This is a genomic window from Oribacterium sp. C9 (assembly GCF_002007235.1).
GTDB lineage: Bacteria > Bacillota > Clostridia > Lachnospirales > Lachnospiraceae > Oribacterium.
The window spans coordinates 292,645-316,135 of record NZ_MUHW01000001.1 but is presented as its reverse complement, the minus strand read 5'-3'; the positions used below and the strand labels follow the sequence as shown (position 1 = coordinate 316,135).

Genomic DNA, 23,491 nt, shown 5'->3' with positions numbered 1-23,491 from the left:
AATAAGACTAATATTTTGCTTTTATTCACTATAGTACAATTGTTTTGGGCTCTTTGGTTTGTCAGGAATACTCAACTTTATTATTCCTCGTTCAACCAGCGGCATTACACGTGTCTGAATAGCATATGTAACAGTGCTCATCCCCAAAAACTCGCATATTTCCATTCTAGTCCTAGGCGTTTTGCAGAACTGCACCAATTCATTATTTTCTATATTTTCGGTCTGGATAGGATTAATAACCTCTCCATGTTTATAGAATTTAACTATAAAACTGCCTCTTTCATCCAAAAACTCAGGATTTGGCAGTCCATATTCCTGCATTGTTCTACGAATTGTTGGAATACCTGAATATCTATTCTCCGTAATCTTCAACACCTCAAGTTCATTTGCAATTACCGGATTACGGGTATCTGGCTGTACTTTTCCTAACTGATCAATTCTAATTCTTCCGTATAATCCACCCGGATTCCTTACTTCTAATCTATCCTCATACATTATAATTTGAATAGGCATTCCTTCAGTATGAATGCTATAATCGCGATGCACCAATGCATTCAGTATTGCCTCTCTAACTGCCAAAACAGGATAGTCCGTACGATCTTCACGTTTTCCCGTTTGCGGATCAATAATTGTTTTAGAACGCATATTTCTACTAACAAATTGCATTGCACCTTCCAACATCTCCGGTATATTTCCTTCAATCCGCTGATTATCTACAAACCTTTCTCCTTGTTCTCCAACAACACCCATGTCTGTCCCCGGCACAACTGTAGCAATAATGCATAATTGAGGAAAATAAATCTGTGGATAGGGACTAAAGTTCATAACCGAGCTTAGTGTAAGAATATTATCTCTCTTAATACTCATCAACTCATAAATCTCTTCGTCTGAAATAGCTGCCAAACGCGGTTTCCCAACCTTTAATAACTCTATGTACTTAGACAGCATATCCTGGTTTAACGATGCGAGTGATGCCCTTTCTACAACTCTAATATCATCCTGATATTTTTTTCTATATGCCTCATAACTATACACTTCATATTCTGTCATAGGCTCATCGCTGTCCCCAACACGGACATAGGATCCTTTTAATCTACCTTTGCCTTGATAAAAAACAGGTCTGTCAGTAATATCAGTTCCCGGAATCTCAGCAGAAACAAAAAATTTCCCTTCTTTTTCTGCAACAGTCAATAGTGGTCTTACAATTGGTTCCATCTGTATGCATTGCTCATTTATCTTCTTCTGTATATCCTGCGGATCATAAACACCTACTTCCTTAAAATCCTGCTTCTCATCCACTCCAAAAATTATTATTCCACCATCATCTTGATTGGAAAAACTTGACAACGTATCATACAAACGCTTTGGACAGCCCGACTCTGCACTTTTTATTTCTAATGTTGGCGTTTCACATTTTAGTTTCTGTATCAAATTTAATTTTTCAATCAATTCTTCAGTTGTCATTTTAGTTCCTCCCATTTATATTTAATATGATAGTTCTATATTTAAGCTGTGTCAACTATATCAAATTTTTGCCCATGAACTCAAAAAGGAACTCAAATTATTTGAGTTCCTTTTTGAGTTTCACTATATTATTTACAATCAACTAAATCTACTTCCCATTATCTATCGAATTTTCCCATAGATTCATTTGCTGGTAAGTTTATACCTCTCCTCCGCTTTAATCAGCTCCATTTCAAAATCCTGACGGTTTCTATAGGCGATAGTCTGAAGTATTATGCCGGAAAACAAAGAAATAATCGCAGCGAGTATAACAAAGCCGCACACAATGAGTGTCGGGAATCTATCCACTAAACCGGTATTCACATAGTCAATCAGGACAGGAACCATAAAAGCACTTCCAACGATGAAAAGAATCGCAGAAACTATTCCGAAAAACGCCATTGGCTTATAGTTTCTAAACAGCCCGCCTATCGTACGGAGCACTCTGGCACCATCGGAATAAGTATTGAGCTTAGAGAAACTACCCTCAGGTCTGTCTCTGTACTCGATCACAACATTTTCCATGAACATGTTCTTGTCGCAGGCATGAATAGTCATTTCAGTCTCTATCTCGAAACCCTTGGAAAGAACCGGAAAAGTCTTAACAAAACGATAAGAAAAGGCTCTGTATCCGGTCATGATGTCTTTTACATCCGTCCCGAACAAAACATTGATCGAAGCCCTTACCAAAGAATTTCCGAAATTATGAAAGGGTCTCTTATTTTCCTCGAAATATGTCGAAGACAATCTGTCGCCAATCACCATATCCACATTTCTATCGAGGATCTTCCTCACCATTTTAGGTGCAGCCTCTGCTGGATAAGTATCATCTCCATCCGCCATCACATAGCATTTGGCGTCAATGTCTCTGAACATACGTCTGATCACATTGCCCTTTCCCTGGCGATATTCATTTACAACTCTCGCTCCTGCTCTTTCAGCAATGGCGGCAGTATCATCCGAAGAATTATTATTGTAAACATAAATCACGGCACCCGGTAAAGCCCGTTTAAAATCAAGTACCACCTTTTCTATCGTTTTCGCTTCATTATAACAGGGTATCAGCACCGCTATCTCATCCATACATATCCCCTTAACCCTTTTCTATCATTCTACTTTTTCTATAAACAATTTTTCTCCATGAGAAACTCTGTATAAATCCCCAGGAGTCATGGCAACTTCATTCGAAATCTCCGAAAAATATTTATCCACCTGATCATTGGATGCCATTATATAAATATAGTCGCTCTGTTCAAGTTGACTATTAACCGCATCACGAGCTGCGGGATCGGAAAAATCCGTTGCATAAATATCCTGTCCCCAAAGAATATCATTTTCATTGGCATAATAGTAAATTATGGATTGTGGATATCCATACCATGAGTCATTGCATATCAATGTTATCGCCGAATCCTTTTCAGCTTTCCCGATTATATCCTTAGCGCACTTCTTATAATATGAATAATTATCATTTCTCATAAAAAACGGCTTATAATTACCGATATAGTTTCCTGTAACTATGACAGCCCATACCACAGTGGCAGCTATAACCAAAGGAATAGTCAACTTTAATCCCGTATTCTTCACGAAAAGTACCAACAGCATTAAAAAAAGACACAGCACTCCGCCTACAAAAAACGAATCCACATACCTTTCATACCCTCGCAGCTCCTCCATCTCATCCGGAGTAAAGCAAAACACAAAAAGTATCGAAAGCATAAATACATATCCCAGTGTACCAAGTATCCATGTAACCGAAAAAGAAACAGCTTTCTCTCTGCTAAAATCCTTAGTGAAAAACCTGTGAATCAGCCATACCAGGATCAAAGTCCCTATAGTTCCTGTTGCAAAAGTCACAGGAAGATATCTGACACCGCTTATCCTCCTTAAAAAGAAGGCTCTCAATAATTTATGGAAGGTCTCGCTTTCCAAGCCACCGACCTTTCCGGTTACTACGTTAATGTAAGTTCCTACATCTATCTTTCCGAGATCGAACTGACCATTTCCACCTGCAGATGAACGTATGTCCGAAACATTAAGCATTTTAACATAAGCTTTCCATAATACATTCACACCACAGGCAATTGCTCCCGAAAGCACTGTATTTTTTGCAAGATCAACAAAACTAGTCCTATAACATATAAAACCTGTAAGAAAATATGAAAACAAAACCACTAAAAGCATCGCTATACCAACCTGTTTTGTCATCACCATAGACATACATACAGCAATAAACGATACATATGTAAATCTATCTTTATAAATTTTACCATCATAAATAAGGTAAAGAAGATAGCCAAACTGAATAGCAAGCGGTGTATCCGCCAAAAGTGTGGATGTAATATGCGGCATATCAAGAGCTATTATAGGCGCATATACAGCAACAAGTGCACAGGCGGAAAATATCATGATACAAATTATCCAAATAATCTTCTTCGAAAATCCCGCCGTACTATCCGCGAACTTATCCTTCCCTGTACCAAATATACCCACTCTGCCCTTTATTTCTGCAATCTGTTCTGCAATAGGCAACACTAAAACAGATCCGCAGAATAAGTGCAATGCTATAGTCACCACATCCTCACGATAAATCCCGGCGAATTTAGCCCACATCAGCTCCAGCATGCACAGAAAAGGAGGATAATCCTTGTGAATGATGAGCCTTGATTCATTCACACAATAGAATCTATCTAACCTAAGGCTCTCTTTGATCATAGTTCCCCAGTGCCAAAACTCATCAAAATCAGACAGATTTCTATTGAAATCAAATATGAATGCTATGACGCTGAGGGTTAAAAATGTCAGAAACCCAGCAGATAAAAATTTATCCAGCTTACTTTTCTTTAAGAAAATCAAGCCCGCTCCGCACAGCGTCAATGCAACCAGAAGATAGTATCCTGGGAAAAAGGAACCCATTAAAAACTGACTGAAATAGAGGATAAAGGAACTGCATACCCACGTAAGCGGCATCGTCTCCCCAAAAGTTCTCTTAAAAAGATGCACCGGAATACTGTTCAAAAACATAACAGCTATTACCGGTGCAACAAATGCTCTCAATATGACTAAATATCCCATTTAATATATGATCCTTTCAGGTAATATCGATTTACTTTCTCAGCAAATCTCATTTTAACAGAATTTTCATATTACAAAAGAGATAAAATAGTACTTTTTCAAATAAAACTATCCAGCAGCATGGACTAACAGTTGTACATCACTCACACGTACATCTGTCATCTTGCTTAACAAGCGCAAACAAAACAGGAAAAGCCGCAGCGACAGAACTAAAATATCTAAAGCAACCGTTTACCGGAGACGCTATACAAGTAAGAATCATCAGCAAACTTGCCATGACAGGAATCAGCATTAAAAACTTCCGCCTCTTTATCATCCAGATTCCCATAAATACTATACTCCATGTATACAGAGGCATAGTATCCGTTAAGTTTAGTATCGGAATCACATCCCATAAATCCGCCCATTTTTCAAGAAGCTTTCGTCCGGTTTCAAATCCATCAATATAATCACATGTGAACTCATCCGAATATATAGGATCCTTAACCCAATGGAACAATGTCATACCACTGTTACCATTTCCGGCATGTTCTTTTTCTCTAGGTGTAAATGCATAATAACCATAGCTATGCCCGATAAATGCTTCAATATATGTCATCGGATATTTAACCAGCAATCTGCACCATGGTTTCATTAATTCTCTAGCTCCATGATGCTCATCCATCCAAATAGTCTTTATCGGGTCAGAAATCAGAGGATCATATGCCTCTGAAATACTATTCAAATCACCATATTCCTTCAGCATCTCCTTATCTTCATCCGATAAAGTTGCCATATTATATTTTATCGTTCTGGTAACCTGCTGCATAGGGATGGCCATAGCCTCGGCCTGACTCGAAGGCGTGATGCCAAAATACATCATCCCAAGTTTATGATAGCCAAAGAACGATAGCATTATAACAAAACACAAAAGAGCTGTTCGTACTTTTCGCTTCATTACTAAAACAAAGCAGATTATCACTACAATCGGAACTGTAACATAAATCCCATTATTTAAAAACACGCAAAGCGCAAATGCACTTCCACCTAATCTCAAACTGTTTTTCCAAGAAAAGGTATCATTTTTAAGATGTCCTACTACCTCAACCGCCATAAGCATAAAAAGCGAAAATAACGCTGCGGCCAATGTATTTTTAAATGCATGTTTCGAATATGCGCCAAATACAGGCGTTATGGCATAGAACAGCATCACTGCAAAACACACGGCTCTTTTTACATTCTTTTCAAGTAAACTCATAACTACTGTTCCATATATCGCAGCACATATGACATCTCTTATAAGAATGTACAAGAACATTCCGATATTCTTATCACCTATCTTTAGCCCCAAGTCATAAAATCCACCCACTATCAGGACATAAGTCCATGGATGATGATTGGATTTCTCTTTTATTCCTAGGAATTGCTCGATAGGCCAATAGGTATCCATCTCGATACTAGCCGGATAGAATGTAACGATCCACGGAAGCCAACATAGAAATATAAACACTGTAATAAACAGATATCTATGTCTATTTGCGACTTCAATTATCTCCTTAAGTCCGATTCTTTTTTTAAAATTCTGTTCTATATTACAGATTTTCTCAACAAAGCTGGAATCAAACGTTTCAAAGGATCCTTTAAAATAATATATCAGCAAGTTAAGACACTTATAGAAAAGTACAGCATATACAAATACTCGTAATACAAAATCCCACCACCCGAATATTGAATCCGGAAAGCTTTTTTTATAATACATGTATATCCCGGCTGTATTAAAAATACCAAACAGAATAAAAGCAACTTTGAATAAGATATAATCAAATAATTCGTTTCGGATGCTCCCGGATTTTTTATATAATCCAAATATCAGAATAGCTATTAAGGAATACTTTATTCCATATGTCGAAAAATTTTTTATGTTTGTAATCTCTGGGCTAACAAACAAAACCCAAACCGTAACGATCGAAATAATCAAATCTAAAAAAATGCAATTTGAAACTTTCAATTTTGAATCAGACTCATTTTTTAAGTCCATACTTTCCATTTATAAGCCTCTTTTAATGGTACGTAAGTCTAGTTACTTTTCAAGTATCCTCTTCACAGCCTCCAGCAAACTACCTTCAACTACATCCGCGCCATATGTCTCAGTATCTCCACCGACCTCTTTAATTAAAGCCGTATGCGTCCCCGCAGCTATACCTGCTTTCACATCATTTGCTCCATCACCGATCATCCATGAATTCTTCAAATCAATGTTAAACTCTCTGACTGCTTTCAAAAGCATTCCCGGTTTTGGCTTACGGCAATCACAATTGATTTTTAAAGATTTAACTTCTCCTTCAAATCCTGAGTCAGGATGATGCGGACAATAATAAATACCATCGACATATGCACCATCAGCACCCAAAAGAGTCTCCATTTTATTATGTATCTCATCCAACTGAGGAACAGACACCTCGCCTCTTGCAATCACCGGTTGATTCGTCACCACTATCGTAAGATATCCTGCAGAATTTATAAGTCTTATAGCCTCAGAAACTCCCGGCAGTAACTCAAAATCATCTATATTTCTCAGAAAACCTACGTACTTATTTATGGTGCCATCTCTATCCAAAAATATGGCCTTCTGAGGATTTGATAAGTTCTTCGCTCCAACTAAACCATTCTGAAAATCGTAGCATACTGAGTGGAATCGTTCTGCCGTTCCCATATCTTTAACATATTCCGGAGAATCATAGGCAAACATTTTTTCACTTCCACAAAGCGGTTTCAAAATCTGTCTATCAAGATCTACTTTTACAATGTTTCCGTTCTCATCTTCTGCGCCCACATTTTCCACGTCTACACCGACCATATCCAAAACTATCGGATCGATAACATGAAGTCCGGCATTAACTCTATTCTTGTACCACTTTGGTCTTTTATCCTCTTTCGTCAGCCAGCGCTGTACCGCACCATCAGATGTCGCAATAATAAGCCCCGAATCATATGGATGTGAATTAGGATGTGTGAACAATGTCACAAACGCATCATGCTCTTTATGATATTCAACCATCCTATTGAAATCCACGTCAAAAATTGCATCAGCATTTAACAAAAGAAAGGGCTCAACACCCAGCCAATCACGCATCTTGAACAGAGCACCGGCATTACCAAGCGGCTTATCCTCTCTGTAATACCCAATCTTTACGCCATATGCACTTCCATCACCAAAATAAGTTATGATCTGGTCAGCCATATGCGATACAGTAAGTACTATATCTCTAAATCCTTGGGAAGTCAGTGATTCTATTTCCCATTGAAGCACGGGTTTCTCAATCCCTTCACTATTTTTTATAGGCACTAAGGGCTTGGGAATATTCGGAAATAGCTCTGAAATACGGGTGCCCTTACCACCGGCCATAATTACTGTTTTCATTATCTCTATCCTTAATAATTACCTTTTATTACAATGAATACATCCAGATGCACAAATTTCAGTCACTATCCCCGAAAAATCTATCTTCGAGCATAAGGCAAAGGCAATGATAAACCGGAAGATGCAGCTCCTGTATCATATAGGTCTCTGTCTCAGGAACTCGGATAGCCACATCAGCTACTGATGCCAACTCACCGCCATTTGCTCCTGTAAGTCCTATAACTTTTATTCCTAGCGCTCTTGCAACAACTGTTGCAGACATAACATTCTTTGAATTTCCGGAAGTGCTTATTCCCCAAAATACATCTCCCGGTCTTCCAAATCCATAAAGCTGTTGTGCAAAAACCCCCAACCCATCCACATCGTTAATATAAGCAGTTGACAATGCCTCATGAGCAACAAGCGGAATGGCCATCAAGCCACGCTCGAGATTATGTGCTAATGTCTTTCCCCTCTCCGGATCAACAGAGATAAGTCTTTCCTCAAATTCAGCAGGAACCGTTCTACATATCTTAAACCTCTTCATAAGTTCACCGGCTATGTGCTCTGAATCCGCAGCCGACCCACCATTTCCAGCAATCAACAATTTATGGTCACTTTCATAGCAAGATTCAAGTATGTCATATGCCTTTATTATGTCATTCTTACATGATTCAAGTGACGGATATCTATTAATCAACGTTTCTATATGTCTTACTAATCTGTTTTGCATACAGGTTTACTCCCATCTAACTTACTCAGTTTTTTTCTATGGCTTCCTTAAAGTTAACGCTATATTGATCACGTTGCTGTCAGGCACCAACGTGATTATGTTTTGTCCTTTAAGTCACACCTTGCTTAGCACAAATGAAATAATAGCTTTGCTTATCTAAAGCTCCCTCATCTTCAGATCTCCAGCTTGTACTTGTGCTTGTCATGAACACTGATTTCCTTTCCTATCTGCACCTCGATGAGCTGTAATTCCGAATCTGCAATTATAGTATGTCTGCAGCCTGCTTGCATTGTTACGACATCTCCTGTCTTTACATACTGAATCATACCATCGACCACAGTTCTTCCGATTCCCGAAATAACAGTCCAGACCTCATCTCTATGATCGTGACTATGATAATTCATTGCATTGCCCGCATGTAAAGTCACCTTTATAGTCATAGATTCTTTCTCAACATCGAGAACCAGATATGTTCCCCATGACTTCTCTGCAAACATCACCGGCTGTTTCATTTTGTCGACAAATGGCTTAATGTAAGAACTTTCGGTCTTATCCGACACTAAAATCCCCTCCGGAGACGCAGATATAACAACATCCTTCACTCCTATTGCTAACACCGGAACATCCAGATCGTTCACAATATGAACATTGTCACAGGAATCACTCATCTCTCCCTTGCCTACTATCTTTTCGGACATAGCCTCGGTAAGGGTATTCCAGGTTCCGAGATCTTTCCATAGACCGTCGAAACGAAGCACCTGAATGCTAGGCTCCTTCTCAACAACCGCGTAGTCAAAGGAGATCTTTGTGTAATCTCCGTAATGCTCATAAAGATCATCATAATCCTTGAAGTCTATGAGCTCATGAGCCCTTTTCAGCACATAGCCTAGCTTATAGGCAAAGATGCCGCCGTTCCAAAGGGCTCCCTCTGCTATATATTTCTTTGCGGTTTCCTCATCAGGCTTTTCCTTAAATCTTGAAACCCTGCTGACAGGGTCCTTACTCTCAGGGATGATGTATCCGTACTTTTCGCTCGGATAGGTAGGCTCCATACCGAGAAGTGTGAGATTGGCATCACCTTTCTCCGCAAGCTCTGCAAGCTTTTTCAGTGCCGCAAAATAGTCATCATCAACATAAGGATCCACAGGACAGACCACCACTGCCTCGTCTTCTCCCACATGAAGCACATCATGAAGGTATGCTGTTGCCAGTGCTATGGCCGGAAATGTATCTCGTCTGCATGGCTCTACGGAAACTCCCACATCCTCACCTAACTGATTGTGGATAGTGGAAACCTGAGCCTTTGATGTAGCCACAGTAACCTTTGCTTCTGCATCTATCTTTTTTATGGATCTGTACATCCTCTGAGCCATGGACTCATAGGAGCCGTCCGATTCCTTAAAGATCTTTATGAACTGCTTGGATCTGATGTCGTTTGACAGGGGCCAGAGTCTCTTTCCGGAACCACCAGATAATAAAATGATATTCATGTTTCATTCACCGCTCTTATCATAATTTCGTCTATACTTGAACGTACAATAAAAAATATGCCGTATGATTATAAAGGTATCAACATTGGGTTTATTGCCACCTCTTAAATCATACGGTAATTTGTTATAATATATTATTTTCTCAGAAAATCATCTAATGTTTCTATAAAATAATCAATCTGAGCCTTGTTATCACTGCTATGATTTCCTATAAATAATCCCTGCTCATGTATTTCATCAGCATTAATAAGTATTTCAGGTATATCATATTGCATAAACTTAATAACAGGATTTCTTGTAAAATTACCGGCAACTATTGGTCGACACTCTATATTTGCTTTCTGAAGAGCCTCCACCAATTTAGACCTTTTATCTTTAAGACTTCCTGTTAATACCAAAGAAAATCCAAACCAAGATGATTCACCTACCTCTTTCTGAGTTCTTATCTCACTATATTTCTCCATCTTGGACATAAAATATTGAGCATTACTTCTTCTATTTGAAATCATCTTATCGATTTTTTGTAACTGTTTAAGTCCTATTGCCCCTTCCATTTCAAGTGGACGCAAATTAAATCCTGGGACTATAAAATTAAAGCTCTCATAAAAAGGATCATTTTTCTTTTCATATATAGTGGAATCTTTAGGAAGATTTCTTGTCCATCCATGCGCACGAATTGAAAGCATATATTCATACAGTTCCTTATCATCCGTAACAACAACTCCACCTTCCATCGTGCACATATGATGTGAATAAAAGGTAGAGTATGTGCCCATAAGTCCTATTGTTCCTAGAAACTTACCTCTATACTTTGCGCCAAGTGATTCACAATTATCTTCAATTAAAATTATATTATGCTCATCACATATCTTTAGCAGTTCATCATAATCGCAAGAATTCCCAAGAAGATTCACTGCAAATATCATCTTAGTGTTAGGTGTTACTGCCCTCTTTACCGCATCAACATCTAAATTCAAAGTTTCCTTATTGATGTCTACAAATATGAATTTCATACCGTATTGTTCCAACGGTGCATATGTTGTACTCCATGAAACAGCCGGTACGATTACTTCCGATCCTCTCTCAAGTCTGCCCGAATATACCAATGTAGCGATAGCTAAAAGATTTGCTGTAGAACCCGAACTAACTTGAACAGCATACTTTGCACCAAAATGCGCCGCAAATTCTTTTTCATACTCAGCTACATTCTTACCCATCGTATACATATCACTATCTATAACACTTTGGATAGCTTGTATTTCCTCTTTATCCCAAGGATTATCACATAATTTAAAATCCATATCTCTCCTCCTTATTTGATAATACCTTTTTCAAGATACTCTGCAAGATTTGATGCTACAACTTCTTCTGCTCTTTCTACAGCAACCTTATGCATATCATGTTTAACCATTATTCTAACCAATTCCTCAAATGAAGTTTTAGTCGGATTCCATCCAAGCTCAGTTCTAGCCTTAGTTGGATCTCCCCAAAGATTTACAACGTCAGTTGGACGATAGAAATCAGGCGACACTTCAACCAGCACTCTTCCCGTGGCTTTATCTATTCCTTTTTCTTCCAGACCACTTCCATTCCATTCAAGTTCTATACCTGCCTCATGGAACGCAAGAGTAGTAAACTCTCTTACAGAATGCTGCACCCCGGTTGCAATCACGAAATCTTCCGGTTTATCATTTTGCAAAATAAGCCACATGCATTCTACATAATCCTTAGCATAACCCCAATCACGAAGCGAATCCAAATTTCCAAGATACAGTTTATCTTGTTTTCCATGAGCTATTCGAGCAGCTGCAAGGGTGATTTTTCTAGTAACGAAAGTTTCTCCTCTTCTTTCAGATTCATGATTAAACAATATTCCAGAGCAACAGAACATATTATATGCATCTCTATATTCTTTCACGATCCAATATCCATACTGCTTTGCAACAGCATATGGAGAATATGGGTGAAAAGGAGTATTTTCATTCTGTGGAACTTCCTCAACTTTTCCATAAAGTTCAGATGTAGATGCCTGATATATTCTACAAGTATCCGCTATCCCTGCTATCCTTACAGCTTCGAGTATCCTTAATACGCCAGTAGCAACCACATCAGCTGTATATTCAGGAACATCAAATGACACTTGAACATGAGACTGTGCTGCTAAATTATATACTTCATCAGGTTTTACTTCAGTCATAACCTTTATCAGCGAAACCGCATCTGCCAAATCGCCATAAACTAAGTGAAAGTGCAGGCTTCCCTCTAGATGTGCAATACGCTCACGAAAATCTACAGATGATCTTCTAATCATCCCATAAACTTCATAGCCTTTTTCAAGTAGCAGTTCTGATAAATAACTTCCATCCTGACCTGTTACTCCTGTTATTAATGCCTTTTTCACCTAATAAATCCTCCATATTAAAGTTTAATTAAACTCATCGTAATTATCTAAATACCACTGATACGTCTTTCTAAGACCCTCTTCTAAACTGGTCTTATAGATCCATCCTCTATCTGCCAACTTAGAACAGTCCATTAACTTTTGTGGCATACCGTCTGGTTTTGAAGTATCATAAACTAATTCTCCATCATAGCCAACGATTTTTTTTACCATCAAAGATAATTCCGTTATCGAAACATCGAATCCTGTACCGACATTGAAGAAATCATTGCCAGAATACGACTCCATAAGATAAACGCACGCATCAGCCATGTCATCTGTAAACAGCAATTCTCTTCTTGCATTTCCTGTCCCCCAAATGGTTACGTTCGGGCTATGTTCAATCTTCGCTTTATGAAACTTTCTTATCGTTGCTGCCACAACATGCGAACGTATTGGGTCAAAGCTATCTCCAATACCATACAGATTACACGGCATAATGCTAATATAGTCTGTGCCATATTGGCGGTTATACATCTCGCACAATTTCATACCTGCTATTTTCGCAATGGCATATCCCTCATTAGTCGGTTCAACCTTTCCATCAAGTAAATATTCCTCTTTCATTGGTTGTGGACAATTTCTTGGGTATATGCATGATGAACCTAGAAAAACCAATTTTTTGACACCATTTTTATAGGCCGAATTAATTATATTATTTTGAATCATCAAATTATCATATAAAAAAGTAGCCGGCGACTGAATATTAGCCATTATACCACCAACTTTTGCAGCTGCCAAAATAACAACATCTGGCTTCTCTTTTTCAAAAAACCGTTCCACATCTGCTTGTATAGTTAAGTCCAGTTCTTTTGATGTTCTGAGTACAAAGTTAGTATATCCTTTACTTTTTAATATCCTGTATATAGCCGAACCTGCCATTCCTCGATGCCCTGCTATATATATTTTAGAATCTTTTGTTATCATCAAAATAATCCCTTTTCTTCTTTATATGTGAGTAGTATCAAACATTTTTAATTTTGAATATAATCTCTAAAATTGTCGATTTAATAAATTTATATTCATACGTTTTGTGAAATAATAGTAGATTGAACGATATTGCAAAAATCTCACATATTATTCCGCCAGTAACAAATCTTAAAGCATAATTATAACACGGCAAGATATCATATATCTTTTCACAAATAACAGTTAAAAATATAAATATGATAAAATACAAAGCCTGCTGCTGCCAATACATTTTATAATTTCCATCTGTACCCTTAAAACAATTCTGATAAACTACGGCACTTCTTCCAATCCAAAAAACGCCCTGACTTACTATAGTGCCAATTAACACCCCAATTATACCGATAAAATGTGCAAGAATAATAGATATGACAATATTAGTTAAAGCTCCAATAATTTCAATATTTTTATCTTGTGCAAATAATCCATCCGCGTTGATGAAATCACATAATGAGCTATGTACAAAATTAATATATCTATCTATTCCAAAAAGCCAAACAATAACCATCGAAAGCATGTATTGTGAACCAACCCATATCTCAATAAATGACTGAGCTAACACAATAAATGGAATCACTGAACACAATGTTATAGAATATCTAACATATGTATATGTTCGAAATATCTTTTCATTTCGATTTTTATCATGTTCTTCTACTATGAGATTTCCAATCATTGGGGCTATAGGAGAAAAAACACTAAATACCAATGTGCTTATTGCGTTTATTACTGTTGTATAATTCACTATATATCCAACGGAAACAGCACCGATCACAGACGAAATAATTATATTATCTGTGCTACCATAAATATATCCTGCTATTTTACCTACAAATAAAACTTTTATATCTTTCCAAATGGATTCAAATTTAACCACATTGAACTTCACATCTACAAGATATCTATAATATCTTTTACAAAGAATATGGAGGACTATATTTGATGTAATCGTCTGTATTGTAGTTAAAACAATATAAATCAAATAATTCGCTGTCATTATTACAGCAATTATTTTCATAATGCAAAAAACAATACTAATAATTGAATCGACGGTTTTAATTGTATATTCGCGTTTGTCTGCATATAGTAATGTTCGTCTATACCCTAAAAAATATGTACATGATGCATTAAGAATATGTATCAAATAATAAACAATTATATGTCCATCAACATTAATCCCTTTTAAAATAACAGGAAGTGACGGGATCAAGCAAATACCAACAATTATAAACAATACGCCAATTATATTGTATACAACCTTAAGTATACAAATCAACTCATTTACATCTGTATAGTTCTCATCTGACAGAGGCTTATATAAATAATATATTATCGCCGTTTGAAATCCTAATTCCGCTAAAGAAATAGTTCCTAAAACAGAGGTAAAAGTGCTGCTAATTCCTAAAAGTTCTACCCCTAAATATTTAATAAAAATACTTCTTGTAACAAAAGCAATAGTCATAGATATAATTGATGTCACTAATCCAATCATACTATTAATTACCGCAGATTTTTTTCTTCCTATTTTGTCCTTTTTAACGTTCATATTTCTGCATACCATACCATTGCTTCTGTCACATCTTCCCATTTACACGCCTTTGGATGATACTTAAAGCCGCCTTCAACTTTAGGCAAAACAAGAATTTTATCTTTATTACTATTCAAAATAGATGCTACTCCTCCAAATGATCCTTGACTAGCAATTTGATTTTTACATAATGATAATAATGCAAGATCACAGTAGCCATGTTCGCTGTCATTTATATCTACAAGTGTAGATTTTAAGCCATCTATTTTACTAACAATATTTTTTTCAACCCAATCTAAATCTTGTGAAAAAAAATAAAAATGAGTTGTTTCTATATCAAATAGTTTAATAGCATTAATAAAGTAATCTGGTCCTAATTGAATCCAAAATCCAGTCGTAGATGCCATATCTCCCCTTCTAACATGAACTCCTACTGAATTATCATCTTTCATTATTTTATTGGCCATCTTCTGATTTTCAACACTAAAATCAACTATATTGTTCAAATCAATTTTAAAAAGAGATGGATATATTTTGTACGTTTTCTCATCTATCCAATAGTAACTTTGCATCAAAACCGGTTCTGAAGGGATTCTGTTGCTGCACATTGTAATTTTTTCCGAATCACTCTTCGGAAAAAAACTTGATACAATATTGTATTCTCTACACATTTTATCATCAGCAATATGTATATCTAAATTCGGAAATAGTTTTAGTAAATCAAAGTTATAGATATACTCACCATTCATATCTTTTCCATACTTTTTAAACCATGATAAATCATACATTACATTTCTATTTTGATTAGCCATAGCATATCCAACAACATATTGATACATCTGCGAGCAAATTCCACCATCTACATGAACCAAAGTTGCATATTTTTCTTTTACAAGCATTTTTCGAAATAAAAATAATGCCTTTTTCAGATATCTCTTAAACTTATCTATCATATCAGTTCACAAATGTACTGTATTAACATATACAGCACTCTCTTCCTCCTAAATCTTTACATATTTACTTTACTGCTTAACGCTTGCAGAGACTTACAAACAGAACTTTTATTCATAAAAATCTATCCTTTTATATAAAGCTCTTTAAAAAGATTATAATCTCTTATATAATCTTCAACCTCGTAATAATCAGATGCCGCAACACATAATACAGAATCCTTTTGGAGCCACAACATCTCTCTCCACGTAGGCTCTTCAATCACTACTCCAATAGAAGGATCGGAAAGTTCTATTTCCTCTCTACCGTGTTTATTCTCAAGAACAAGCTGAATTCTTCCATATGGGCAGAATAGTAATTGTTTAAGCCTATTGTGAGCATGAAATCCTCTTCTTGTCCCTTCAGGTACCTTTGAGATATAATACATTCTCTTAAATTCAAAATGAACGTCGTGATTAGCTTCAAAAAAGGAAAGTTCTCCTGCACCCACAGTAGGAATGGTCTTTATATGTACTATCCTACATCCAGCTACTTCTGTTCTATCGTCAAGCACATCCCCTTTAAGTACAGAATACCACTTCAGATTTTCTATTCCTTCATAACGATTCAGGATTTCCTCTGAAATATCAACAGCCTCATGAAAATTATGTTTATCATAAAATCGTAAAGCTCTTTCATTAGCCCTTGATACACACCAATAGACACTTTCAAGACCATATTCTTCAAAAGCTAGCCTAATAATTTCTTCCATTCCCCACCAAGAGTACCCTCTACCCATCGCTTGTTTTCTTACCGTGATGGCAAACTCTGCACTATTATTTGCTCTGTTAATACTTTTTAGACTGACCGTGCCCATATATTCATCTTCATCTGATACAATTGCAAAATGAATGTCTTTTTCCTTATTCTCAGATAATTTTATAAAAGTCCGACAATCTTCTATTGTTTTCTCAGCGAATTTACCACGAAGCTTTTCAACTACACTTTCATCATGCATCCACTCAAGCATTAATGGAGCATCTTTTAATTCTAAATTTCTAAGTCTCATTTAAATTCATTCACCTTATCTATTACATATTGAACCTCTTCATCAGCCATTCCATAATACATTGGAATGCTTAGTTCTGTAGCAGAAACTTCCTCAGCAATTGGAAAATCACCTTCCTTGAAGCCAAGATCTTTATAGCATTCCTGCAAATGCATAGGAATTGGATAATGTTTGTTAGTACCAATACCAGAATCGTTAAGGTATTTCTCAAGTTCTGTTCTTCGCTTACATCTAATACCAAAGATGTGCCAAACTGGAACAGTATAATCAGGAACGAATGGAAGAATAATTTCCTTATTATTAATTCCAGCTAAATACTTATTTGCAATATCTCTTCTGTTCTCATTAACCTTTTCGATAAGTGGAAGTTTAGCAGAAAGAAATGCCGCCTGAAGTTCATCAAGGCGCGAGTTATTACCTTTATAAACATGATGATACTTATAGTCAGAGCCATAGTTACCAAGCGCTCGTACCTTCTTGGCCAGTTCTTCATCATTTGTCACAGTAGCTCCTGCATCACCAAGCGCTCCTAAGTTTTTCCCTGGATAGAAAGAGAACCCAGCTGCATCACCAAATGAACCAATTAACTTTCCTTTGTATGTAGCACCATGTGCCTGTGCACAGTCCTCTACCACAAAGAGATTATGCTTCTTTGCAATCTCCATAATTGAATCCATATCACAAGCCTGCCCATAAAGATGCACAGGCATGACAGCTTTTGTTCTTTTGGTGATTTTTTCTTCAATTTTTGTTGGATCAATATTGAATGTTCTAATATCAGGTTCAACAAATACAGGAGTTGCTCCAATATAAGTAACTGCCAAGGCAGTAGCAATATATGTATTCGAAGGGACAATAACCTCATCGCCTTCACCAATTTCTAGAGCTTTCAGTGCTAACATGAGTGCATCTAATCCATTACCCACACCAACACAATACTTAGTTCCACAGTATTCAGCAAATGCTTTCTCAAAAGTCTCATCTTCTATACCTTCAATATACCAAGAACGTGTAAAAACACGTTCAAATGCAGCGCGTAACTCTCTATCCAATTCAGCCTCTAATGGCTTAAAAGTCACAAATGGAATTTTCATAATTCTTCCCTCTTAATTACATTTTGATTTCATTATAAAATACCGAACAATTTGTTTTACAAGCACCATAAATCTTCTATGTTTAATTAACAATCTTGACTTTTCCAAAAAGAAATAATCACTCATTGATGTCATATATCTTTTAGACATTCCATTACTCATTGATGTGTTGACAATTCTATAATCCACAAGAACTTTATCTATAAGATAAAAACTAAATCCTCTATCTAAAAGTTTGAGATAGAATGGATAATCTTCGAATGCCGGAAAGCTTTCATTAAACCCCCCTTCTTTCAGTATCATGTCCTTATTGAGTATCCCTACAGATGGCGAAACAATATAATTCGAAACCAGCATCTTGTGTAACTGTTCTTTATGTGATAGTTGAACCAGTTTATAACTCTCACAACAATACTCAGTCTGTAATGATGTTGGATTGCCGAAAAGCTTCACCTTTCCCATTCCAATCATCATATCTCCTTTTTCGAGATAATTCTTATAATATATATCAATTGCGTCAGGCTCTAACAAATCATCTCCTGCAATGATTTTTATCAAAGAGCTTGAGCATGCATTAACACCACGATTACAATTTGCAGGAACCCCAGTATTCTTGTTTGTTGTTACAATCTGCATTTTGCATATTTGATTTTTATCTTGCCATTCTCTTACAACTTCAAGTGTGTTGTCACTTGAAGAGTCATCAGCTATAACAATTTCAATATTCTGATAAACTTGATTTTTTATACTCTCTAAAGTTTCTATGACCGTCTTACCAGAATTGTATGTCAATACAATAACACTTATTAAATCATTCATAAAAGAACCACCTCTCTGACTTCTTATTTTTTTCAGCCCAAAAACAATTCTTTACTCTTCCTGTAACATCAATCATTACTTGGACAATACAGTAGTTCCGCCTTGTTTATCATCCTTTTAAATGCATTAAAACTCATTATATATTTTACTATTATCAATCGAAAATGGTCCAAAAAATCAGTCAAAATAAATATTATTATAATACAGCAATATGTTTTTACTAGATTATACTTTGATATGTTAAAAAACTCTCCCCACCACAAATGTCCATTAGGTCCATCCATAGACAAGCAAACATAAACTCCAAATAACCCCCCCGATAAATAATCTATAAATCTAGTTAGTTTAACCGATGTGATATTTATATTAATAAATATTCCAAACAACGAATATGCGGTTAGTAAAGGAAGTAAGTACTGAAAGTTTTGAAAAAACATCCATTTTGAATATCCCATTATAGGAATGATCGAAAAAAAGTGGGATACAGTGTCAAAATATGTAAACCATAATATTTCTAATAGATATGACAACAAAAATACTATTATGCACGGTATCATCTTTGGTCTAAATTTCGTTTGTAATTTAATAAAGCCTGTAAGCATATATATGTATATGTATATATCAATATCACTAATCCATAATCTGCTATTAGGATACACCATCTTTACCACGCCAAAAATCAAACCGAATGTAATAAGTAAATATTTTATATCATATCGATTTAATATTTCATTCATAAACGGCGCTAATATTAAAACAAAAATGTAGGTCGAGATAAACCAAGAAACATTGTTAGTAATCGGAAATAATTGCTTAATAAAAAACGAATAATTGTCTGAAATAAATACTAAGCCAACTATTGTTGAGTACAATAAAGTGCTTAACCATAAATATATAATTCGGTTGATAAATTGTTTTTTTTCACACAAATACCAGCTTGAAATAATGATAAATACCGCAACACTAATTCTTCCACTCCCCCAGAAAAAAGCACTAACAAAACATTTTTTTAATCCATCAAACTGTTCTATATCAAAAAAAGTATTGATTGTGTGATATACTAAAACGCACACTGCCGAAATTATTTTTAAAAGATTAAGTCCTGAGTTTTTCATTTTTATATTCTTGCGTCTTTTTCGATTCCGAAAATAACTTCTTCCACCTTTCATACACAATTTCAATATCATAATTGTCTTTGCAAAAATCATTTGCCTTTTTACTCATTGATTTAATCTTAAATTCATCATTTATTATTTGGCGAAGTATTTTTGTAAATCCATTGTCTGTGCATTCATTAACCATTATTCCGTGGTCTCCATTATTTAATATCCCTTTCAAAGCCGAATATGTATTTGCAATTACTGGAACACAACCATATGCCATTGCCTCAACAATAGTCATCGGATACCCTTCTGTAGCCGATGCAGAAATAAACAACATAGCTCTTTTATAGTACTCTTCCGGATTCTGATGCCCTTCAAAGTAAACATTCTCACATGATAATTTCTCTGATAATTGAATCAATTCTTTTTGGCTTTTTCCGTCACCCACAATCCACAACTTCCAGCCATTTGTTCTACCTTCATCCTGAAGCTTCTTCCAAGCTTTAATGATAATATCAACCCTTTTTTCAGGATATAGTCGACCCACATATAATATTGATTTTTCTTTTTTAAATTCATAATTGTTAACAGAAAATCTACACGGATTATATATATATGTTACTTTGGCATTAATTTTTTTATTAAAAATCTTATTTATCTCTTCCCTATATTCATTGCAAAGAAGAACATACTTATCGCAGTATTTAACATACGGCATGTATTTTTTTCTTAATAAAGCATCAAATATTTTCTCTCCCATTATCCACCTAGCGATATTTCTTCGTGGCGAATTAATATACACCGCTGAATGTCTGCAATTCACAACATAAGCTTTATCATGCGATACATTGTATACACGTTTTGGATCCAGCCACTGATTAATAACAATTTCGATATTGTTATTCTCGATATAATAACGTAACTGATTATAGACATTATCTTCATCCTGTTTATGTACATTTTCTTGCCGTACAGGGTCATGAACATTCGCAGCTCTATATAGTTTTACACCTGAGTTCAGTTCGGCATTTCCACGTTCCCATAAATAGAAAATATGTACATTATGACCCATTTGCGAAAACTTATTGGCAAGACTAATTGTTACTGTCTCGCCGCCTCCATACACTGGAAAAAAACGCAATGTAAAAATAATATTCATAGTAATGCTCCTTAGATGTGATTTGGGTACTGTTTTTGCGTTATTGAATCCATGATAGTCTGTTCAGATGTTAATGATGCTAAAAAGATGAATATAAATGGAGCAAATACATATTTAACATCTATAATTAAGCTTTCAATAAAGCACGATAACAATGAACAAATGAATAAAGCCCAAAATAATAACTTTTCTTTTTGATTTTTTTTCTTGTTTTTGAATTCTTGAATGTTTCTTATTATTGCAATTGTGTATGCTATGATTCCGAACAAACCATTTTTAATGATAATTCCTAAAATAGCAGCTTCACACGTCCCATCCCAGCCAAGAACACGTCTTATATTATTCTGATAGTCCGAACTTACAAAGGCTATTTCAGACATTCCATAAACCAATCCTCTTATATTAGTCGATACATAGTCTGCTAAATTAATAAGACCATTTATTCTTAACATAAATGTCGAACTATTTACTAAGATTTTCGTGTAAAGCAAATATGTAACAAAAATCCCACTAATAAGCATTAAATAAACAACCATCCTTCTGAATCGTTTCATGCTTCTTAGTATTATTTCTTGATTCAATATTGCTACAAAAAACACCACGAATAGAATCGCACTTCTACTGCCAGATACCAGCAAAACTACACATGCTACCAAAACATTCAAGTATCTCTTTAAAGTTTTACGAAAGTAAGCGAAATCTAAATACGAAATAATAAATGCTACTAACCAAGAATAAGCAAAATAATTTTTATCAAACATCCCACCATTAAAAACCAGAATCTCTCTATCGCCCAATGTTTGTTGTAACAAGCTATATCCTGATGAAACACATATAATACAATTCAGAACAACTCCCAAAACTATTGCATTCCTTATAGATAACAAATCTCGCTTTCTTCTTATCAAGTTATTACCACCAAGTAGCAGTGAAAAAATGATAATCATAGACAGTAATAACACTATTTTTTTTGATACTATAAGATTTTGATTTAAAAACCCTATCGACGATAATACAGCACAAAACAAAATCAATAAAATGCGTTTTATCGCTTTTGTTTTTAACATGATAACAAATTCATATCCCAACAAAATTAATAGTCCCGCATACAGAATAATTTTAGAAATAAATGTGTCAAAAAACACATAACAATTACTAAAATAAATTAGAAAGAAAGACACAAACAAAATTATGTTTCTCTTTTTTCTAATAGCCATTACATTCTTCTCCAATAGTCCAACATATCAGCAATGGTCTGCTCCATCCTGATATCCTGCTTCCAACCTGTATCCTTCTGCAGTTTGCTTATATCTCCAACAATTATCTTCTCATCCGTTGGCCTGATAAGCTTATCGTCAACTTTTATTTCAAGCTTATGCCCTATCTGCTTCTCAATGAGTTCAACAATTTCACTCATCTTATAAACATATTTAGAAGAGATATTATACGCTTCACCTACAATGCCCCTATCTGCAAGAAGCATTAATGCTTTTACCAAATCACGCTGATCCATAATTGCTCTTTGGGTTTCAAGATTTCCTACACGAAGTTCCCACACACCAGTTTTTTCCGCTTCAACAGCCCTCTTGGTAAAATCAGAAGTAACATCATTGACTTTACGTGTCCCTGTAGAGTTGAAAATTCTGGCTCTAATACAACGAATATGGTCATTCATAAAATACTGGAAAGAAATCAAATCCTGTCCTACTTTACTTACGCCATATGGATGTAGAGGTTGTAATTGAGCTGTTTCTTTTACATACACTTTCCCTACACCTTGCATTTGATTAAGAGTTTCACCATATTCAGCAGAAGAGCATGCTACCACAACCATGGGATCGTAATTTTTATCTACATATTTCCTTGCCTTCTTAATTGCCTCATAAATATTAACAGTTGAATTGATATTAACATCAATAGTTTCCGTAGGGCTTACCCAAGATACTGTTGGATATGACTGAGCCGCCAAATGATAAATTTGATTTGGCATGAAATCCATAATCAACTCATCAATACCTTGTGCATATCTCAAATCACACTGAACAAACTTAATCGGAAGCGTAATCTGCTCTACATTCTTCTTATTCTTATGCCAAATGCCAATCACTTCATCGCCACGATTATATAAATGTTCCACCATATGAGAACCAACCATACCGCCAGCACCAGTTACCAATACCTTCATTACTCAATTCCTCCA

At 35.6% G+C, this 23,491-nt stretch carries 18 protein-coding genes; all 18 read right to left on the bottom strand.

The features are described 5' to 3' along the window. Nucleotides 1–21 precede the first annotated feature (21 nt). On the bottom strand, nt 22–1,464 hold the full coding sequence (locus tag BXO88_RS01405; RefSeq protein WP_078035979.1) for an ATP-binding protein: 1,443 nt from the start codon (nt 1,462–1,464) through the stop codon (nt 22–24). A 183-nt stretch (nt 1,465–1,647) separates the two neighbouring features. Further along, on the bottom strand, nt 1,648–2,586 hold the full coding sequence (locus tag BXO88_RS01400) for a glycosyltransferase family 2 protein (RefSeq protein ID WP_078035978.1): 939 nt from the start codon (nt 2,584–2,586) through the stop codon (nt 1,648–1,650). A 24-nt stretch (nt 2,587–2,610) separates the two neighbouring features. After that, a complete protein-coding gene (locus BXO88_RS01395) occupies nt 2,611–4,218 on the bottom strand; it encodes a hypothetical protein (protein ID WP_139355472.1) in 1,608 nt (535 codons plus the stop codon). Between the two features lie 499 nt (nt 4,219–4,717). Next, entirely contained in the window at nt 4,718–6,604 is a 1,887-nt protein-coding gene (locus BXO88_RS01390; protein WP_078035976.1) for a DUF6020 family protein, read from the bottom strand. A gap of 33 nt (nt 6,605–6,637) precedes the next feature. After that, nucleotides 6,638–7,978: a D-glycero-beta-D-manno-heptose 1,7-bisphosphate 7-phosphatase gene (gmhB, locus tag BXO88_RS01385; RefSeq protein WP_078035975.1), complete on the bottom strand. Its 1,341-nt coding sequence runs from the start codon at nt 7,976–7,978 to the stop codon at nt 6,638–6,640. Between the two features lie 58 nt (nt 7,979–8,036). Next, complete coding sequence (locus BXO88_RS01380; RefSeq protein WP_078035974.1) at nt 8,037–8,690, bottom strand: D-sedoheptulose-7-phosphate isomerase; 654 nt, start codon at nt 8,688–8,690, stop codon at nt 8,037–8,039. 173 nt (nt 8,691–8,863) lie between these two features. After that, entirely contained in the window at nt 8,864–10,180 is a 1,317-nt protein-coding gene (locus tag BXO88_RS01375; RefSeq protein WP_078035973.1) for a sugar phosphate nucleotidyltransferase, read from the bottom strand. Between the two features lie 134 nt (nt 10,181–10,314). Then, nucleotides 10,315–11,481, bottom strand: coding sequence for a DegT/DnrJ/EryC1/StrS family aminotransferase (locus BXO88_RS01370; RefSeq protein ID WP_078035972.1), 1,167 nt, complete (start codon nt 11,479–11,481; stop codon nt 10,315–10,317). Nucleotides 11,482–11,492: 11 nt separating this feature from the next. Next, nucleotides 11,493–12,581, bottom strand: coding sequence for a GDP-mannose 4,6-dehydratase (gene gmd / locus BXO88_RS01365; protein WP_078035971.1), 1,089 nt, complete (start codon nt 12,579–12,581; stop codon nt 11,493–11,495). Between the two features lie 24 nt (nt 12,582–12,605). Continuing rightward, nucleotides 12,606–13,547 (bottom strand): GDP-L-fucose synthase family protein, encoded by a 942-nt coding sequence (locus BXO88_RS01360; protein ID WP_139355471.1) that lies wholly within the window; start codon nt 13,545–13,547, stop codon nt 12,606–12,608. Between the two features lie 37 nt (nt 13,548–13,584). Next, a complete protein-coding gene (locus BXO88_RS01355; protein ID WP_078035970.1) occupies nt 13,585–15,135 on the bottom strand; it encodes a lipopolysaccharide biosynthesis protein in 1,551 nt (516 codons plus the stop codon). Further along, entirely contained in the window at nt 15,132–16,070 is a 939-nt protein-coding gene (locus BXO88_RS01350; RefSeq protein WP_078035969.1) for an alpha-1,2-fucosyltransferase, read from the bottom strand. The genes BXO88_RS01355 and BXO88_RS01350 overlap by 4 nt, the downstream gene beginning before the upstream one ends. Before the next feature lie 122 nt (nt 16,071–16,192). Then, on the bottom strand, nt 16,193–17,116 hold the full coding sequence (locus tag BXO88_RS01345; RefSeq protein WP_078035968.1) for a GNAT family N-acetyltransferase: 924 nt from the start codon (nt 17,114–17,116) through the stop codon (nt 16,193–16,195). Beyond that, a complete protein-coding gene (locus BXO88_RS01340; protein ID WP_078035967.1) occupies nt 17,113–18,210 on the bottom strand; it encodes a DegT/DnrJ/EryC1/StrS family aminotransferase in 1,098 nt (365 codons plus the stop codon). The genes BXO88_RS01345 and BXO88_RS01340 overlap by 4 nt, the downstream gene beginning before the upstream one ends. Nucleotides 18,211–18,222: 12 nt before the next feature. After that, nucleotides 18,223–19,029 carry a glycosyltransferase family 2 protein gene (locus BXO88_RS01335; RefSeq protein ID WP_078035966.1) on the bottom strand — a complete coding sequence of 269 codons (807 nt, stop codon included), beginning with the start codon at nt 19,027–19,029 and terminating at the stop codon, nt 18,223–18,225. A gap of 1,095 nt (nt 19,030–20,124) precedes the next feature. Beyond that, complete coding sequence (locus BXO88_RS01325; protein WP_078035964.1) at nt 20,125–21,291, bottom strand: glycosyltransferase; 1,167 nt, start codon at nt 21,289–21,291, stop codon at nt 20,125–20,127. An 11-nt stretch (nt 21,292–21,302) separates the two neighbouring features. Next, nucleotides 21,303–22,508, bottom strand: a complete 1,206-nt coding sequence (locus BXO88_RS01320; RefSeq protein ID WP_078035963.1) for a hypothetical protein — start codon at nt 22,506–22,508, stop codon at nt 21,303–21,305. After that, the gene (locus BXO88_RS01315; protein ID WP_078035962.1) at nt 22,508–23,476 is read right to left on the bottom strand and encodes a GDP-mannose 4,6-dehydratase; all 969 of its coding nucleotides are present in this window, start codon (nt 23,474–23,476) and stop codon (nt 22,508–22,510) included. Before BXO88_RS01315 ends, BXO88_RS01320 begins: the two co-directional genes overlap by 1 nt. Nucleotides 23,477–23,491 lie beyond the last annotated feature (15 nt).

Excerpts from the sequence above, each read along its gene's own strand:
- BXO88_RS01315 (WP_078035962.1), bottom strand. The coding sequence starts at position 23,476 with ATGAAGGTATTGGTAACTGGTGCTGGCGGTATGGTTGGTTCTCATATG.
- BXO88_RS01355 (WP_078035970.1), bottom strand. The coding sequence starts at position 15,135 with ATGAACGTTAAAAAGGACAAAATAGGAAGAAAAAAATCTGCGGTAATT.
- BXO88_RS01380 (WP_078035974.1), bottom strand. The coding sequence starts at position 8,690 with ATGCAAAACAGATTAGTAAGACATATAGAAACGTTGATTAATAGATAT.
- BXO88_RS01375 (WP_078035973.1), bottom strand. The coding sequence starts at position 10,180 with ATGAATATCATTTTATTATCTGGTGGTTCCGGAAAGAGACTCTGGCCC.
- BXO88_RS01370 (WP_078035972.1), bottom strand. The coding sequence starts at position 11,481 with ATGGATTTTAAATTATGTGATAATCCTTGGGATAAAGAGGAAATACAA.
- BXO88_RS01395 (WP_139355472.1), bottom strand. The coding sequence starts at position 4,218 with ATGATCAAAGAGAGCCTTAGGTTAGATAGATTCTATTGTGTGAATGAA.
- BXO88_RS01320 (WP_078035963.1), bottom strand. The coding sequence starts at position 22,508 with ATGGCTATTAGAAAAAAGAGAAACATAATTTTGTTTGTGTCTTTCTTT.
- BXO88_RS01345 (WP_078035968.1), bottom strand. The coding sequence starts at position 17,116 with ATGAGACTTAGAAATTTAGAATTAAAAGATGCTCCATTAATGCTTGAG.
- BXO88_RS01350 (WP_078035969.1), bottom strand. The coding sequence starts at position 16,070 with ATGATAGATAAGTTTAAGAGATATCTGAAAAAGGCATTATTTTTATTT.
- BXO88_RS01325 (WP_078035964.1), bottom strand. The coding sequence starts at position 21,291 with ATGAATATTATTTTTACATTGCGTTTTTTTCCAGTGTATGGAGGCGGC.
- gmhB (WP_078035975.1), bottom strand. The coding sequence starts at position 7,978 with ATGAAAACAGTAATTATGGCCGGTGGTAAGGGCACCCGTATTTCAGAG.
- BXO88_RS01360 (WP_139355471.1), bottom strand. The coding sequence starts at position 13,547 with ATGATAACAAAAGATTCTAAAATATATATAGCAGGGCATCGAGGAATG.
- BXO88_RS01390 (WP_078035976.1), bottom strand. The coding sequence starts at position 6,604 with ATGGAAAGTATGGACTTAAAAAATGAGTCTGATTCAAAATTGAAAGTT.
- BXO88_RS01400 (WP_078035978.1), bottom strand. The coding sequence starts at position 2,586 with ATGGATGAGATAGCGGTGCTGATACCCTGTTATAATGAAGCGAAAACG.
- BXO88_RS01405 (WP_078035979.1), bottom strand. The coding sequence starts at position 1,464 with ATGACAACTGAAGAATTGATTGAAAAATTAAATTTGATACAGAAACTA.
- BXO88_RS01340 (WP_078035967.1), bottom strand. The coding sequence starts at position 18,210 with ATGAAAATTCCATTTGTGACTTTTAAGCCATTAGAGGCTGAATTGGAT.
- BXO88_RS01335 (WP_078035966.1), bottom strand. The coding sequence starts at position 19,029 with ATGAATGATTTAATAAGTGTTATTGTATTGACATACAATTCTGGTAAG.